The organism is Sinorhizobium sp. CB7 (assembly GCF_041357635.1).
Lineage (GTDB): Bacteria > Pseudomonadota > Alphaproteobacteria > Rhizobiales > Rhizobiaceae > Rhizobium.
The window spans coordinates 14,333-29,262 of record NZ_JAULLL010000002.1; the positions used below are offsets into that span (position 1 = coordinate 14,333).

Consider the following 14,930-nt stretch of genomic DNA (forward strand, 5'->3'; position numbering starts at 1 on the left):
TCCGGAAGCCGTGGCCTTGAAACGAAGAGGAGGCATATGCATGGTCAAGGTGGTCTACGAGGTCGTGCCGCATGACGGCGGTTGGGCCTACCGGTTTGGAGATGTCTACTCGGAAGCGTTCCCGACCCATGCCGATGCGCTGGAAGCCGCACGTATCGTTGCGGCCGAACAGCAGATCGGTGGTGACGCGGCCGAAATCAGCTGGCAGGACGAGCAGGGCAAGTGGCACGAGGAATATACAGATGGTGGCGACCGGCCGGAAACGGAGGTTGTCGATGGCGGGCGGCACATTCCTCCAGCCGAGATCGCGCCGAGCGTCTGAACGCGATATTCGTTGAGCCAGCTCAAGAGCGTCTCTGATGCGGCCACGCTTCGCCGCCGTTATCATCTCCCACCATCGCTGAAGTTCGTTTCAGGCGGATCTTCGGAAGGGCTTCGTACGCTGCCATCCCGCAGGTCAAATCTATCCTCAATCTGTCCGCCGGCGCGCCGCTCGACGGAGTCTTTCACATAGGCCTGCAGTCCCTCCACCAAAGCATCGAAGGTTACTCGGTATAGCGGCGAGGATTTGAGGTTCTCGTGCATGGCAACCCACGTGCCGAGCGGAATCTCGAAGGAGTCCGGCAGAAGCCTGACGAGATCGGGATTATCTCGGACAAGGCCTATCTGGCAAATGCCTATACCGAGACCGGCGCGGATCGCAGCTAGTTGCGCGAGGTTGCTGTCGGCCTTGAAGGAGAATTTCATGCCGTCGAGAAGCGGGAAGCGTTTCGCCATCGTTCGAATATAGGTCGTCTGGCGGTCGAAGCCGATGATCCTATGTCGCGCGAGATCGGCCATCTTCTCTGGCGTGCCGTGGCGGTCCAGATAGCGGCGGTGAGCATAGAGACCAAGCGGAATATCGCCGATGCGCCGGACGAGCAGTACCGCCTGCGCGGGCTCTATCATGCGAACGGCTATATCTGACTCGCGCCGCAAAAGATCCTCGACCGTGTTGGATGGCGACAACTCGATCACCAAGCCGGGACGGGCCTCCTGCAGCTTCGCCAAAATAGGGGGCAGAACCTCAACAGCGACGATATCGCTGGCGCTTATGCGGACTGTGCCCTGGAGTTCGGCTCGTTGGCTGGAGGCGACGCGCAAGAGCGCTGCCGAAGTCGCCTCCAGCGTTTGCGCATAGGGTTGCAGTTCAAGGGCCGCTTCTTTCGGCAACAAGCCTTGTGGCGAGCGAGTGAAGAGCTCGAGGCCGGCAATCTGCTCCAGGGCATCGATGTGTCGGCCGATGGTCGGTTGCGTCAGCCCAAGCTCGCGGGCGGCAGCTGAAAGTGAACCGTGCCGCAGCACGGCCAGGAAGGTGCGGTAATAGTCCCAACTCGGTTCGATGGAGCTCATATATTTTCGTATATCTGCTGCAAATATTTCGACAATTTTGTTTATCATTTGCAGGTGCCAGAGTCACGCTCACCACACTCAATGGAGATGAGCATGATCGAGGAAATAAATCAGAGGCCGATCGCATTGGTGCTTGGCGCGACCGGCGGCATTGGCGGCGCCGTCGCGCAAAAACTGCACGCGCGTGGCTGGCGGATCCGGGCGCTGAACCGCAACGCAGAAGCCGCTGCCAAGCGGGAGCATGCGTTTCAGTGGATCCAGGGTGACGCCATGAAGCCGGACGACGTGTTGAAGGCGGCAGTGGGGGTAAACCTTATCGTCCATGCCGTCAATCCGCCCGGCTATAGGGACTGGGAGAAGCTGGTGCTGCCGATGCTGGACAACACGATTGCAGCCGCTCGCGCCGCTGGTGCCCGCATCGTTCTGCCGGGAACCGTCTATAATTTCGGGCCCGACGCCTTTCCGATCCTGACCGAGGACAGCCCTCAGCATCCGGTCACGAAGAAAGGTGCGATCCGCGTGGAGATGGAACGGCGCCTCAAGCTCGCCTCCGAAGGCGGAACAGGCGTCGTCATCGTCCGCGCCGGCGACTTCTTTGGACCAGGTGCGCGCAATAGCTGGTTCTCTCAGGGCATCATTACGGAGGGCAAACCGGTGACCTCCGTCAAGAACCCTGCCGCCCGGGACGTCGGTCATCAATGGGCCTATCTGCCGGACGTGGCGGAGATTATGGTTCGCCTGATCGAGCGCGCCGACCAGCTTCCGCCATTCGCGGTCTATCATATGGAAGGTTTCTGGGATGCGGATGGCAGGCAACTGGTCGCAGCCATTCAGCGCGTTGTCGGTCACAACGTTAAGGTGAAGTCGTTTCCGTGGTGGCTGCTTTCGGTCATGGTACCCTTCATCGCCCTAATGCGCGAGCTCCGTGAAATGCGCTATCTATGGCAAGAGCCGCTGCGCATGCGCAATGACCGGCTGGTTGCGACACTTGGCCAGGAGCCGCGCACAGCGATAGACGAGGCAGTGCGCGCTACGCTTGTCGCCCATGGTTGCCTGTCGCCTGCGTGATGTCTTTCAAAGACTAAGCTTCAAGTTCGGCGAGCGCGATCTGTGCTATCGTCAAATCCGAGCCAGCGTTCTCGTTGTCGCCGTCACTGAGGAACCAGGCGGCCGAAAGGCCGGCATAGGCAATGATCCAACGCAGCGTTCGTCGCGGTTCCAGCCTGGCCTCGTCGCAGACGACCGATAATTGTCGCTGCAGTCGTCCTGGTGCTCTGACAATCGGAAGTTCCGGATTGCAGAAAGTGTTGGCATAGTCGAAGCCGCGCTCGCCGTGGATCCGCTTCGGGTCGATGGCGAGCCAGCCGCGTTTGCCGAAATCCAGGATATTGCGGTGATGGACATCGCCATGCAGCACGGTTTGATCTCGAGGTTCGGCAAGGAGATGGCGGGCGATCTCGGCGCAGCGCATGAACACGCCGCCATAGGTGCGCGCGGCCGGCTCCAGCTCCCGGAACCACTGATCGAGCGGAACTAGATGCTCCGGGGGCGTGTCACGCGGAACATGCAGTCTCTCGATGGTGCGACAGATGATGCGGCTCGCCTCGTCGTCCTCGCCATTCATAGCCATATCGAAGAGCGAACGTTGGCCCATGGCACGTTCGAGAAGCACCGCATCGCCTTCGCATTCATAGACGGCGGCGGCACCGTCGCCGTTCCACCATCGCATGAGAAGACCGCCGAACTTTTCCTCGGCGTCGGTCGCGATTTTTAACATCGCCGGCCTCTTCTGCCAGAAAACAGGGAGAAGGTGGCTAGAAGGAGTGATGATGGGAGTGCCGTCCTGGACGAGCGACCAGCGATCTAGATAGGATTCGAACATCGCCGCAGTCTATACAGCGCGCACCAAATGAAAATCCCGTCAGGCGACGGGATTTTCGTGGGAATGGACTTGGAGGCTCAGGCGATCGCCTTCTCCAGCTCAGGGTAGTCGATATAGCCTTTTGCGCCGCCGCCGTAGAACGTTGGCTGGTCGGGCGTGTTGAGCGGGGCATTCTTCTTCAGTCGTTCCACGAGATCCGGATTGGCGAGGAACGGCTTGCCGAAGGCGACGAGGTCGGCCCGGCCGCTTTCGACGGCGTCGAACGCCATGTCGCGATTGTAGCCGTTGTTGACCATCCAGGCAGATTTGCCGCCCGCCTTCTCGTAGGCGAGGCAAAGCGCCTTGTAATCGAACGAGGGATTGCCGCCCTGCCTGTAATCGCGGTCGCCGCCGGTCTGGCCCTCGACGATGTGGACATAGGCGAGATCATATTTCGCCAGACCTTCGACGACGTAGGTGAAGAGTGCCTGCGGATCGGGATCGAAGGAATCACCTGATGGCGTGACCGGCGAAATGCGGATCGCGGTGCGGCCGGCGCCGATTTCCTTGGTCACGGCATCCAGGACTTCGAAGGTGAAGCGGGCGCGATTTTCGATCGAGCCGCCGTATTGGTCGGTGCGGTCGTTGACGCCGCCACGCATGAATTGGTCGAGGAGATAGCCGTTGGCGGCGTGAATCTCAACACCGTCGAAGCCGGCATCGATGGCGGCGCGGGCGGCCTTGCGGTAATCTTCCACGATGCCCGGGATCTCGGAGGTTTCGAGCGCACGCGGTTCCGACGTGTCGACGAAGGCACCTGTGCCATCCGGATTGATGATGTAGGTCTTCGCCTTGGCAGCCTTGTCAGTAGAGGAGACCGGCTTGCCGCCGTTCGGCTGCAGGCTTGTGTGCGAGATACGGCCGACATGCCACATCTGCACCACGATCTTGCTGCCGGCGGCATGCACCGCGTCCGTCACCTTTTTCCAGCCTTCCAGCGCTTCGTTCTTATAGAGGCCGGGAACGTCCGCGTAACCCTGGCCTTGGTGGGTGATCGCGGTCGCCTCGGTGATGATGAGGCCGGCCGTGGCGCGTTGGCGGTAATATTCGACATTGAGATCGTTCGGGATGGCGCCGGGAGAACGATTCCGGGTGAGAGGCGCCATAACGATGCGGTTGGCAACGGTGATATCACCGATCTGCGCGGGCTCGAAAAGCTTTGTCATGTATGATCCCTTTTGCTTTCCTGTGATTGAGGGGATGAGGCGGAGCTGCCTCCTTGGCTCGTTGCGATGAGGGCGTAAGCGTCACCGAGCCAAGCTTAGGTCAGCACGACCGAAGCGAGAGAAATGTCATAAATCCCGTTTGAGGCAGTCGAGGAAGGCGGCGATGGTTTCCTCGTTACGCTTGTAGAAGATCCACTGTCCGACGCGACGCGTCGTGACGAGGCCTGCGCGCTGAAGGGTTCCGAGATGGGCGGACACGGTTGATTGCGAAAGGCCAGAGCATTCGAACTGGCTGGCGCAGACGCCCATTTCCAGGGGATGCGCCTGGGAGCTGAAATGTATCTCGGGGTTCTTCAGCTTGTGCAGAAGCTCCAACCGGGCAGGGTGCGCCAATGCTTTCAGGATCTCGTCTCTATCCATCGTCGTTTGCTGCAGTGCGAAATTCATATCGAGTTTTCTCGATATATGTATCGCCTTTTCTCGATGCGGCAAGTCACAAGGCCGTGAACCCATTTGAGCGCTGAGGAAATTTTAGGCAAAAAAAAAGGGCCGCCGGAGTAAACCAGGGCCCTATAGGTGTGAAGGTCAAAAAACCTCCAGAGGGGAACAGCTGCTGCGGTGGAACTGGGAGGAAAGCCACCATGTGCATCAGCCACGAGCGATATGGTGTTTATTTGTGCAGAGCACAATGCTTTTTTGTGCATGACAGCTATGCATTTGCGAGATCAAAGCTAGAAAGCGGAAATTAAAGGCAAAAAAAGGGGCCGCCGGAGTAAACCAGGGCCCTATAGGTGTGAAGGTCAAAACCTCCAGAGGGGAACAGCTGCTGCGGTGGAACTGGGAGGAAAAGCCACCATGTGCATCAGCTATGTGCGATATGGTGGTTAAATGTGCACCGGACAATGCTCGTTTATGCATGCCAGTTATGCATTTTGCGCATGTCTCTGGTCGCCCCAGCTAAAAAAGGCTTGCTGTTTTCATGCATGTCGTTGCCGCAAAACCGCTGCACACTTTTGCGCGACATGCATTAGAAGTTCCAGTTGCGCGCCTTGCTGACGATGAAATCACGAAATGCCTTCAGCTTGGCGGCATTCTTAATTTCATCGGGATAGCAGAAATAGGTATCGAAAGAGGGCACATCCGCATTGATCGCGAGCTGGATAAGTCCGGGGTCGCGTCCGACGATATAGTCAGGGAGGCAGGCGATGCCGATGCCAAGCAGACAGGCGCGCTTGATCGAAGTCTGGCTGTTGATCTGCAGATGCGGCACGCGCTTGTTGTCGGAAGAGCGCCCGGCGATTTCGAGCCAGTTGACGTCGAGCAGATAACTTGGGGCCGGCTCACCGAAGGTTATAATCCGGTGATTGTCGAGATCCTCCATCGTCTGCGGCTCGCCGTGACGGTTGATATAGGAGGGGGCGGCGTAGACGTGCATGTGCACGGTGAAAAGCTTGCGCTGAATCAGATCCGACTGCAGCGGCTGGCGAAGCCTGATGGCGCAATCGGCATGGCGCATGTTCACATCGACTTCCTCGTTATCGAGGATGAGCTGGATCTGAACATCCGGATAAAGCTGCAGGAACTCCTGTATCTTGTCGGTGAGCCAGCCTTGCCCCAGGCCAACTGTCGTCGTTACGCGTAGTTTCCCGCTCGGCTTCTCCGTCGTCTCGGTCAATTGCATCTTAACCGTCTCGAGCTTCAGCAGAACGTCATGGGCCGTCCGGTAGAGTAGTTCCCCCTGTTCCGTGAGGATCAAGCCACGCGCATGGCGGTGGAAGAGCTTGATACCAACGTCCTGCTCGAGCGCACTTACTTGCCGGCTGATGGCGGATTGGGACAGATGCAGCTTGTCGGCCGCATGCGTGAACGACCCAGCTTCGGCAGCCGCGTGAAAGATACGCAGCTTGTCCCAGTCCAATGGCATACCCCCACCCCTCATCGGCAACATCACTCCGCTGCCATGGCGACGGGCACTTGCCCGGCCAGATAACGTTCGGCCTCAAGTGCGGCCATGCAGCCCATCCCAGCCGCGGTAACCGCCTGGCGGAAGGTATCGTCGGTCACATCGCCTGCGGCGAAGACGCCTTCGACATCGGTCGCCGTCGAATCGGGCGCAGTCCACAAATAGCCATTCGACTTGAGCTTCAGCTGGCCCTTGAACAACTCAGTCGCCGGCGCATGGCCGATCGCCACGAAGACCCCGTCGATCGGCATCTCAGTGATCGCCCCGCTCAATGTGTTGCGCAGCCGGGCGCCGGAAACGGATGGCGGCATCGGCGGCTTGGCCGGAGTTCCGGTGATTTCGGCCACTTCCGTGTTCCAGAGAACCTTGACGTTCTCCTTTGCAAAGAGGCGTTCCTGCAGAATCTTTTCAGCGCGGAAGGAATCGCGGCGGTGCACGACTGTCACGGATTTCGCGATATTGGAAAGATAGAGCGCCTCCTCGACGGCGCTGTTGCCGCCGCCCACCACGATCACGTCCTTGTTGCGATAGAAGAAACCGTCACAGGTCGCGCAGGCGGAAACGCCGAAACCCTGAAAATGCTGCTCGCTTTCGATTCCCAGCCATTTCGCCTTGGCGCCCGTCGAAATGATCAGCGTATCGGCGGTCCAGGTGGTGCCTGAATCCATCTTGATAATGAAAGGACGGATGGAGAGATCGACCTCGGTCACCAGATCGTTGACGATCTCGGCGCCGACATGCTTTGCTTGCTGCAGCATCTGGTCCATCAGCCATGGTCCCTGGATGGGATCGGCAAAGCCCGGATAGTTTTCGACGTCGGTGGTAATCATCAATTGGCCGCCTTGTTCGAGACCGGCGATCAGCACCGGCTTCAGCAGGGCGCGGGCGGCGTAGACCGCAGCTGTGTAGCCGGCGGGGCCGGAACCGATGATCAGCACCTTGGTGTGGCGGGCGGGCATGCTATTTCCTTTCGACAACTGCAGACGGAAGCGGCGCTATGGGGAGATTCAGGCGGTTTCACGATCTGCGACTCATTTATGAACGCTGCATGCATTTATTCAAGGGCAGCCTTGCATTACCAACAGAGCAAATCCCCTTGTCGTAATAATCCATCACTTTGATGAAACTTTCTTGCGGATTCCCATGCTTTATATAGAAGCTGGCGCGGGGAAATTCAAAGAAGGGCAATGAACGTGTTGCGGGCTGAACTTGATGCGATCGACATAAAAATATTGCGGGAACTGCAGCGAGATGGGCGTATGACAAATGTCGAGCTCGCGGATCGTGTCGGCATCTCCGCGCCGCCCTGTCTGCGCAGGGTGCGCAAGCTGGAAGAGGGTGGCATCATCGAGGGCTATCACGCCATGCTGAACAGTCCGAAGCTCGGTTTTGACCTCGTCGCCTTCTGCATGGTCGGCCTCAAGCATCAATCGGAGGCCAATCTCAAGGCATTCGCAACGGCAACGATGGAATGGCCGCTGGTGCGCCAGGCATGGATGGTCTCGGGCGACAGCGATTTCCTATTGCATTGTGTGGCAGAGAACCTCACCCGGTTCCAGGACTTCGTCATCGAGGTGCTGACGGCGAACGAACACGTGGATACGGTACGCACCATGCTGACCATCCGGCAGGTGAAGAAGCTCGGTCTGGTGGAATTGTAAAAGCCATGGCCCGCGCGAATCGTCCGTTTTCCCGGTCGCTGGTCAAGATCGGCACCCGCCTCTTCCTCGGGAATTCGCGTGCTCATGTTCAGGACTGGTTTCCGGGGCTGAGGCTCATCCTGCCGCCCGCCACCCAACCAGGGCTGATTCGATATCGCCAGGCGGCGATCGCCCCACTCTATAGGGCTGACATGCTCCGACAGGAGGCCGGTCCAGGGATCTATATCGTAGGCTCAGGGCCATCGATTGCCGAAAGCGACGTAACACGCATCGAGTCTTCGAGCGCGATCCTTCTTAATGGCGCCATCCACTTGATCGGCAGCGAGATCCCTGCGCCACTTGCCATCGCCATCGAGGACGAGCGTTTCGTCTGGCGTCATTTCGACCTCATGAAAGAAAAGATCGCACCACAGACCATCTGTCTCTTATCGGTCGCTGTCATCCGGGCAATATGCGAACGCGGCATTGGCTGGCTCTATGACAAGCGGATCGTGCTGATCGACGATATCCGCAAACCCTATGGCGCACGGCGGCGGAGCCTCGCCGAAATCCGTGATTTCTCCTTCATCCGGCTAAATGAGACCGGTTCCGCGGGACTTTCACTTGACCCGGATCGCGGCGTGTTTCAGGGCGGCTCGGTGGCGATCAGCGCTCTTCAGTTCGCATTCTATTGTTCACCGGATCTGATCGGCATTCTCGGCATCGATATTTCCAACGCGTCCCAGCCGCGGTTCTACGAGAGCGGGCAGGACATGGCCTATTCGGGGATCGTGCGTGCTGAAGGGCGTATCCTCGACTACTTCACGCTGGCCCGGACCGTTGCCGCTGAAAAGGGCATCACGCTCAGGAATCATTCGTCCGTATCGGCGCTTGCGAAAATCGGTCTTGCCTATGACAACCGCTTTGCGGGCAAGTCTCACGGCGACCAATGAACGTCGTCAAGCTGCAGCAACATCAAGCTTGGGAACCGGGCTCTCCACCGAGAAGCCGTTCGTAGACCATCCCGATCGCCTTCGCTTCCTTTTCCAGCGCGAAATGCTGCCGGACGTGTTGCAGGGCATCATCTCCCTGCCGCATCGTCATGGCAGGAGCTTGCAGAAAACGTGCTATCGCCCGGGTCAGAGCCTCGCCGTCGCCTGATGGAACGATGGCGCCATTTTCGCCCGGGACGATCAATTCGGCATAGGCTCCGGCGTCGCTGGCAACGACGGCGGTTTTGGAAGCCATTGCTTCGAGCGGCGTAAGCCCAAAACCCTCGTTCCGCGAGGGAGCGACATAGAGCGTCAGCCGGCGGTACCAGACCTTGATGTCAGGCACTTCCCCCAGAAAAACGATGCGTTCGGTAAGCCCCGCCGCGGCGACATCGGCCTTCAGCTTTTCCGCAAAGGCGGTGTGTTCCGCCGTTATGCGGCCGGAGATGACCGCGGTCCACTCGGGGTGTTGCGGCAACAGATCGATCATCGCCTGGACAAAGAGATCTGTCCCTTTTTGATGGCGCACACGTCCGAAGCAGCCGACCAGATAGCGACCGGGCAGTCCGGTAGCCTCGATGGTATCTTCCGGACCCTGCGGTGGATGGAACAGCTCAAGATCGACGCCGTGTTGGATGACGGTGTGCGGCACCCGGAGAAAGGAACCGGAGCGGGCGCTGGTGGCGATTACTTCATCCATGCGGCGGATCAGCCAACGCGTATAGGCGGAGTGGCGCCTTTGAGCAGCGGACGTGAAGAGAAGCTTTACCGGCATGCGCAAGACGTCGCGCAGGAGGATGCCGAACGCCATCTCGATGTTGCGCCGCGCATGCCATACGCGGCAGGGGCGCGCCGAAGGATGTCGCCACAGTCCGCGAAGCTGCCCCCAATCAAGCTTTGGAAGGTGAGGGGGCAGGCCCGGTCCGATCGTCGCAATCTTCATTCCCAGCCTGACCTGGCAAGGGACAAGCTGGACGATCGTCGACGTCACACCGGAGAGGCGGTGCTTGAAATTCGGCGCGATGATCTCGACGTCATGTATATCCGGCACGGGTGGTTTCTACTGTGGTTTTCAGCCCCAGGAAACAGAAAGGATCTCATAGGCCTTTGAGCCGCCGGGCGCATTGACCTCGATCGAATCGCCGACCTCCTTGCCGATCAGCGCGCGAGCGATCGGGGAGGAAATGGAAATGCGGCCGGCCTTCACGTCGGCTTCCTGGTCGCCGACGATCTGATAGATCCGCTCTTCGTCCGTATCCTCGTCGACGAGCTTCACCCGTGCTCCGAACTTGACCTTGGAGCCCGACATCTTGGACAGATCGATGACCTCGGCGCGAGCCACCAAATCTTCCAGCTCGGTGATGCGGCCTTCGTTATGGCTCTGTGCTTCTTTGGCAGCGTGGTACTCCGCGTTTTCGGAGAGATCGCCATGGGCGCGGGCTTCCGATATCGCTTCGATGATTCGCGGGCGCTCTTCCTGCTGACGCCAGCGCAGCTCTTCCTGCAGCTTGACGAACCCGTTGTGTGTCATCGGTACCTTATCAACCATTTTTCTTTCCTTCACTCCCTGCGTCGCTTGCAGCAGACACAAAAGAAAACAGGTTCCGAAGGGGACTTCGGAACCGTGCAATAAACATACTCGGTGATTTATAGCAGAACGCGCAGTTCGATTTCCAGAGAATTCGCATCGAATTTGAAACGGACCAAGCAGGCGTTAGCCGGATTGGTCAATGGTCAGCCAGTAAATGGTTTCCCTCGGCAGGCAAGATTCGCTTTGCGAACGAAAACCGCTGTCGTGCCGCACACCGGTGGAAGTCGTCGCAAGATGGACCGGTGTGCAACGAGAAGGCTTCGTTTTCCACACCTGCTACCTATTGACGCCGTCCTGTCCTGATACAGTTTGTATCGGAAGGAGACCAAATTCCGCCACAGCTTCGGCAATCTTTACAAAGCACTAACTTTAATGAGCGGTAAAAAAGACATCCTTCGGCCGTTGACTAAATTCCGCTGCGATTGAAGTCCCACAGAGGATTCGTAGGATGACAAAGCGGCTGAAATACCTGATTTTGTCCGTGCTGATATCGCTGGCGATGTGGGGCGCGGTGATTGCAGCCGTCATCTGGTTCTGGAAATTCGTCAGCGTCTATATGTGAGCGCGCTATGCGCGGCTCCGCAAATCGGAACGGAGCCAATGGCCGGACGTTGCCGTCCGGTCATCAGGTTCATAAAATGAATTGCCTGTCTCTCAGAAATAGCTCTGCAGCGGCCGCACTTCGAGATTGCCGGCTTTCAGTGCCCTGATTGCCTGGGCAGCGGCTTCGGCGCCGGCCATCGTGGTGTAGTAGGGCACCTTCTGCATCAGCGTCGCCCGTCGCAGCGATTTCGAGTCCGAGATCGCCTTGTTGCCGTCTGTTGTGTTGATGACAAGCTGGACCTGACGGTTGCGGATGGCATCCTCGATATGAGGACGGCCTTCGAGAACCTTGTTGATCTTGGTTGCGGCGATGCCGTTTTCACCGAGAAAGCGTGCGGTGCCGCCCGTTGCCAGTACCTTGAAGCCGAGATCGGTCAGCATGCGGATTGCCGGCAGCACACGCGGCTTGTCTTCATCGCGCACCGAGACGAAAACGGTGCCGTCGCGCGGCAGCTCGACGCCTGCGCCGAGCTGCGACTTGGCAAAGGCGAGGGCAAAATCGGTATCGAGGCCGATAACTTCGCCGGTCGAGCGCATTTCCGGCCCAAGCAGTGTATCGACGCCGGGGAAGCGGGCGAAGGGGAAGACGGCTTCCTTGACAGCGATGTGCTTCAGCCCGCGGGGATCCGGCTTGGCGCCATAGGCGGCGAACGTGGCGTCCAGCTTTTCGCCGGCCATCACGCGGGCGGCGATCTTGGCGATCGGCGCGCCGATGGTCTTGGCGACGAAGGGCACGGTACGCGAGGCGCGCGGGTTGACTTCGAGCACGTAGACCGTGCCGTCCTTGATCGCGAACTGCACGTTCATGAGACCGCCGACATTGAGCGCCTTCGCCATGGCTTTCGCCTGACGCTCCAGTTCATCAAGCAGATCGACGGGCAGCGAGCGTGGCGGCAGCGAGCAGGCCGAATCGCCGGAATGGATCCCGGCCTCCTCGATATGCTCCATGATACCTGCGACATAGACATCGTTGCCGTCGCAGAGGCAGTCGACGTCGACTTCGATAGCGTTGGTCAGGTAGCTGTCGAAGAGCAACGGATTCTTGCCGAGCAGCGTGTTGATCTGGCCGGTCTTGTCGTTCGGATAGCGCTGCTTGATGTCTTCCGGCACCAGTTCCGGCACGGTGTCGAGCAGGTAGGTCTGCAGCATGCTTTCAGAATGGATGATCTGCATGGCGCGGCCGCCCAGGACATAGGAGGGGCGCACGACCAGCGGGAAGCCGATTTCGGCGGCGACGAGACGAGCCTGCTCGACGGAATAGGCGATACCGTTGTTCGGCTGGTTGAGATCGAGCTTCATCAGAAGCTTCTGGAAGCGGTCGCGGTCTTCGGCAAGATCGATTGCGTCCGGCGCCGTGCCAAGGATCGGGATCCCGTTCTTTTCCAGCGCTTCGGCAAGCTTCAGCGGCGTCTGCCCGCCAAACTGGACAATGACGCCGACAAGTTCGCCGTTCTCCTGTTCGGTCTTCAGGATCTCGATGACGTCCTCGGCCGTTAGCGGCTCGAAGTAGAGGCGATCGGATGTGTCGTAGTCGGTCGAAACCGTCTCCGGATTGCAGTTGATCATGATCGCTTCATAGCCGGCGTCCTTCAGCGCGAAGGCCGCGTGGCAGCAGCAATAATCAAACTCGATGCCCTGGCCGATCCGGTTCGGACCACCACCGAGGATGACAACCTTCTTGCGGTCGGAGACCAGAGCTTCCGAGCGTGCGGCGCCGACGAAGGGCGTCTCGTAGGTCGAGTACATATAGGCGGTCGGTGAGGCAAATTCGGCGGCGCAGGTGTCGATGCGCTTGAAAACGGGGCGCACATTGAGGCTGTTGCGCAGTTCGGCGACTTCCTTCGGCCGCTTGCCCGTCAGCGTTGCAAGACGCGCATCGGAAAAGCCCATCGCCTTCAGCATGCGCAGATTGGCGGGATCTGTGGGTAGACCGTGCTCGCGGATGCGGGCTTCCATGTCGATGATGTTCTTCAGCTGCGCAATGAACCAGGGGTCGATCTTGCAACCCTCGTGGACTTCTTCCTCGCTCATGCCAAGGCGCAGCGCCTGGGCGACCATACGCAACCGGTCCGGGGTCGGCGTGCCGATTGCGGCGCGGATGGCGTTCTTGCCGTCGCCGTTTTCATCGAAATCGGGGATTTCAATCTCGTCGAGGCCGGTCAAGCCGGTTTCGAGACCGCGCAATGCCTTCTGCAGCGATTCAGCGAAGGTGCGGCCGATCGCCATGACCTCGCCAACCGATTTCATGGCCGTGGTCAACACCGGCGAGGCGCCCGGAAACTTCTCGAAGGCGAAGCGCGGGATCTTCGTGACGACATAGTCAATGGACGGCTCGAAGGAGGCAGGGGTCGCGCCGCCGGTAATATCGTTCTCCAGCTCATCAAGCGTGTAGCCGATCGCCAGCTTGGCGGCGACCTTGGCGATCGGAAACCCTGTCGCTTTCGACGCGAGAGCCGACGAGCGCGAGACGCGCGGGTTCATTTCGATGACAACAAGGCGACCGTCCTTCGGATTGACGGCGAATTGCACGTTCGAGCCGCCCGTCTCTACGCCGATCTCACGCAACACCGCGATCGAGGCGTTGCGCATGATCTGGTATTCCTTGTCGGTGAGCGTCAATGCCGGGGCAACCGTGATCGAGTCACCGGTATGGACGCCCATTGGATCGATGTTTTCGATCGAGCAGATGATGATGCAGTTGTCCGCCTTGTCGCGGACGACCTCCATCTCGAATTCCTTCCAGCCGAGTACCGATTCCTCGATCAGCACTTCGGTGGTCGGCGAAGCGTCTAGCCCCCCGCCGACGATCTCGAAGAATTCCGAGCGGTTGTAGGCGATGCCGCCGCCGGTGCCGCCGAGCGTGAAGGACGGGCGAATGATGGCGGGCAAGCCGACATGGTCAAGCGCCTGCGCGGCGATTGCCATGGCATGGCTCATGTAGCGCTGCTTGCGGTCGCTCTCGCCGAGGTTCCACTGGTTTTCTAACTCGTCGAGCGCGCTGTCGAGTTCAGGGCCGGAGAGGGATTCCTTGAGCGCGTTGCGCTCGGCCTCATGCGTCTTGCGGTCGAGATCCTTGATGTCGGTGGCATTGGCGAGCATCGAGCGGGGTGTCTCAAGGCCGATCTTTGCCATGGCTTCGCGGAAGAGAGCGCGGTCCTCCGCCTTGTCGATCGCCTCGGGCTTGGCGCCGATCATCTCGACATTGTAGCGGTCGAGCACACCCATGCGGCGGAGCGAGAGTGCAGTGTTAAGCGCCGTCTGGCCACCCATGGTCGGCAACAGCGCGTCCGGCCGCTCCTTGGCGATGATCTTGGCGACGACCTCCGGTGTGATCGGCTCGACATAGGTTGCGTCCGCCAGGCCTGGATCGGTCATGATCGTCGCGGGGTTGGAATTGACGAGGATGACGCGGTAACCTTCCTCTTTCAGGGCCTTGCAGGCCTGGGTACCGGAGTAGTCGAATTCGCAAGCCTGGCCAATGACGATCGGTCCCGCACCGATGATTAGGATCGATTTGATGTCTTGGCGCTTCGGCATGGGTTCTCATCCAATTTTGGCTGCGCGAAAAACCGGCCAGGGTGGGAGGTCACCGGCCGGGGCGTACGCAACGATGGTCTTTTCAGGCTAGAAGCGGCTTATAGGCAAATGTTTTTGCAAACGGA

The 14,930-nt window shown here is 59.3% G+C and carries 13 protein-coding genes; 4 read left to right on the forward strand and 9 right to left on the reverse strand.

The features are described 5' to 3' along the window. The first annotated feature begins 40 nt into the window (after window positions 1–40). Window positions 41–322: a DUF2188 domain-containing protein gene (locus AAE029_RS04230; RefSeq protein ID WP_371071563.1), complete on the forward strand. Its 282-nt coding sequence runs from the start codon at window positions 41–43 to the stop codon at window positions 320–322. A 62-nt stretch (window positions 323–384) separates the two neighbouring features. Here the strand turns inward: AAE029_RS04230 and AAE029_RS04235 are convergent, their stop codons facing one another. After that, window positions 385–1,392: a LysR family transcriptional regulator gene (locus AAE029_RS04235; RefSeq protein WP_371071564.1), complete on the reverse strand. Its 1,008-nt coding sequence runs from the start codon at window positions 1,390–1,392 to the stop codon at window positions 385–387. Between the two features lie 93 nt (window positions 1,393–1,485). Between AAE029_RS04235 and AAE029_RS04240 the strand changes: the two genes are divergently transcribed. Beyond that, window positions 1,486–2,460: an NAD-dependent epimerase/dehydratase family protein gene (locus AAE029_RS04240; RefSeq protein ID WP_371071565.1), complete on the forward strand. Its 975-nt coding sequence runs from the start codon at window positions 1,486–1,488 to the stop codon at window positions 2,458–2,460. A gap of 13 nt (window positions 2,461–2,473) precedes the next feature. Here the strand turns inward: AAE029_RS04240 and AAE029_RS04245 are convergent, their stop codons facing one another. The 5 genes from AAE029_RS04245 to trxB all read right to left on the reverse strand — a co-directional run bounded on the left by AAE029_RS04245 (window position 2,474) and on the right by trxB (window position 7,401). After that, on the reverse strand, window positions 2,474–3,274 hold the full coding sequence (locus AAE029_RS04245) for an aminoglycoside phosphotransferase family protein (RefSeq protein ID WP_371071566.1): 801 nt from the start codon (window positions 3,272–3,274) through the stop codon (window positions 2,474–2,476). Window positions 3,275–3,351: 77 nt separating this feature from the next. Further along, entirely contained in the window at window positions 3,352–4,479 is a 1,128-nt protein-coding gene (locus tag AAE029_RS04250; RefSeq protein WP_371071567.1) for an alkene reductase, read from the reverse strand. A gap of 126 nt (window positions 4,480–4,605) precedes the next feature. Next, window positions 4,606–4,899 (reverse strand): ArsR/SmtB family transcription factor, encoded by a 294-nt coding sequence (locus AAE029_RS04255; protein ID WP_371072087.1) that lies wholly within the window; start codon window positions 4,897–4,899, stop codon window positions 4,606–4,608. Between the two features lie 607 nt (window positions 4,900–5,506). Further along, window positions 5,507–6,403 carry a LysR family transcriptional regulator VtlR gene (locus tag AAE029_RS04260; RefSeq protein WP_371071568.1) on the reverse strand — a complete coding sequence of 299 codons (897 nt, stop codon included), beginning with the start codon at window positions 6,401–6,403 and terminating at the stop codon, window positions 5,507–5,509. A 23-nt stretch (window positions 6,404–6,426) separates the two neighbouring features. Next, entirely contained in the window at window positions 6,427–7,401 is a 975-nt protein-coding gene (gene trxB, locus AAE029_RS04265) for a thioredoxin-disulfide reductase (protein ID WP_371071569.1), read from the reverse strand. Between the two features lie 234 nt (window positions 7,402–7,635). Between trxB and AAE029_RS04270 the strand changes: the two genes are divergently transcribed. Both AAE029_RS04270 and AAE029_RS04275 read left to right on the forward strand, forming a co-directional pair. Beyond that, complete coding sequence (locus tag AAE029_RS04270; protein WP_371072088.1) at window positions 7,636–8,103, forward strand: Lrp/AsnC family transcriptional regulator; 468 nt, start codon at window positions 7,636–7,638, stop codon at window positions 8,101–8,103. A gap of 5 nt (window positions 8,104–8,108) precedes the next feature. Further along, entirely contained in the window at window positions 8,109–9,035 is a 927-nt protein-coding gene (locus tag AAE029_RS04275; protein ID WP_371071570.1) for a glycosyl transferase, read from the forward strand. A 22-nt stretch (window positions 9,036–9,057) separates the two neighbouring features. Here the strand turns inward: AAE029_RS04275 and AAE029_RS04280 are convergent, their stop codons facing one another. The 3 genes from AAE029_RS04280 to carB form a co-directional block, all read right to left on the reverse strand. Continuing rightward, entirely contained in the window at window positions 9,058–10,125 is a 1,068-nt protein-coding gene (locus tag AAE029_RS04280) for a glycosyltransferase family 4 protein (protein ID WP_371071571.1), read from the reverse strand. Between the two features lie 21 nt (window positions 10,126–10,146). Further along, complete coding sequence (gene greA, locus AAE029_RS04285; RefSeq protein ID WP_371071572.1) at window positions 10,147–10,623, reverse strand: transcription elongation factor GreA; 477 nt, start codon at window positions 10,621–10,623, stop codon at window positions 10,147–10,149. A gap of 696 nt (window positions 10,624–11,319) precedes the next feature. Continuing rightward, window positions 11,320–14,805 (reverse strand): carbamoyl-phosphate synthase large subunit, encoded by a 3,486-nt coding sequence (carB, locus tag AAE029_RS04290; RefSeq protein WP_371071573.1) that lies wholly within the window; start codon window positions 14,803–14,805, stop codon window positions 11,320–11,322. Window positions 14,806–14,930: the final 125 nt, after the last annotated feature.

Bases quoted from the DNA above. Each gene is read 5' to 3' on its own strand.
- AAE029_RS04230 (WP_371071563.1), top strand. From the start codon at position 41: ATGGTCAAGGTGGTCTACGAGGTCGTGCCGCATGACGGCGGTTGGGCC.
- carB (WP_371071573.1), bottom strand. From the start codon at position 14,805: ATGCCGAAGCGCCAAGACATCAAATCGATCCTAATCATCGGTGCGGGA.
- AAE029_RS04260 (WP_371071568.1), bottom strand. From the start codon at position 6,403: ATGCCATTGGACTGGGACAAGCTGCGTATCTTTCACGCGGCTGCCGAA.
- AAE029_RS04235 (WP_371071564.1), bottom strand. From the start codon at position 1,392: ATGAGCTCCATCGAACCGAGTTGGGACTATTACCGCACCTTCCTGGCC.
- AAE029_RS04250 (WP_371071567.1), bottom strand. From the start codon at position 4,479: ATGACAAAGCTTTTCGAGCCCGCGCAGATCGGTGATATCACCGTTGCC.
- AAE029_RS04255 (WP_371072087.1), bottom strand. From the start codon at position 4,899: ATGGATAGAGACGAGATCCTGAAAGCATTGGCGCACCCTGCCCGGTTG.
- AAE029_RS04275 (WP_371071570.1), top strand. From the start codon at position 8,109: ATGGCCCGCGCGAATCGTCCGTTTTCCCGGTCGCTGGTCAAGATCGGC.
- greA (WP_371071572.1), bottom strand. From the start codon at position 10,623: ATGGTTGATAAGGTACCGATGACACACAACGGGTTCGTCAAGCTGCAG.
- trxB (WP_371071569.1), bottom strand. From the start codon at position 7,401: ATGCCCGCCCGCCACACCAAGGTGCTGATCATCGGTTCCGGCCCCGCC.
- AAE029_RS04240 (WP_371071565.1), top strand. From the start codon at position 1,486: ATGATCGAGGAAATAAATCAGAGGCCGATCGCATTGGTGCTTGGCGCG.
- AAE029_RS04245 (WP_371071566.1), bottom strand. From the start codon at position 3,274: ATGTTCGAATCCTATCTAGATCGCTGGTCGCTCGTCCAGGACGGCACT.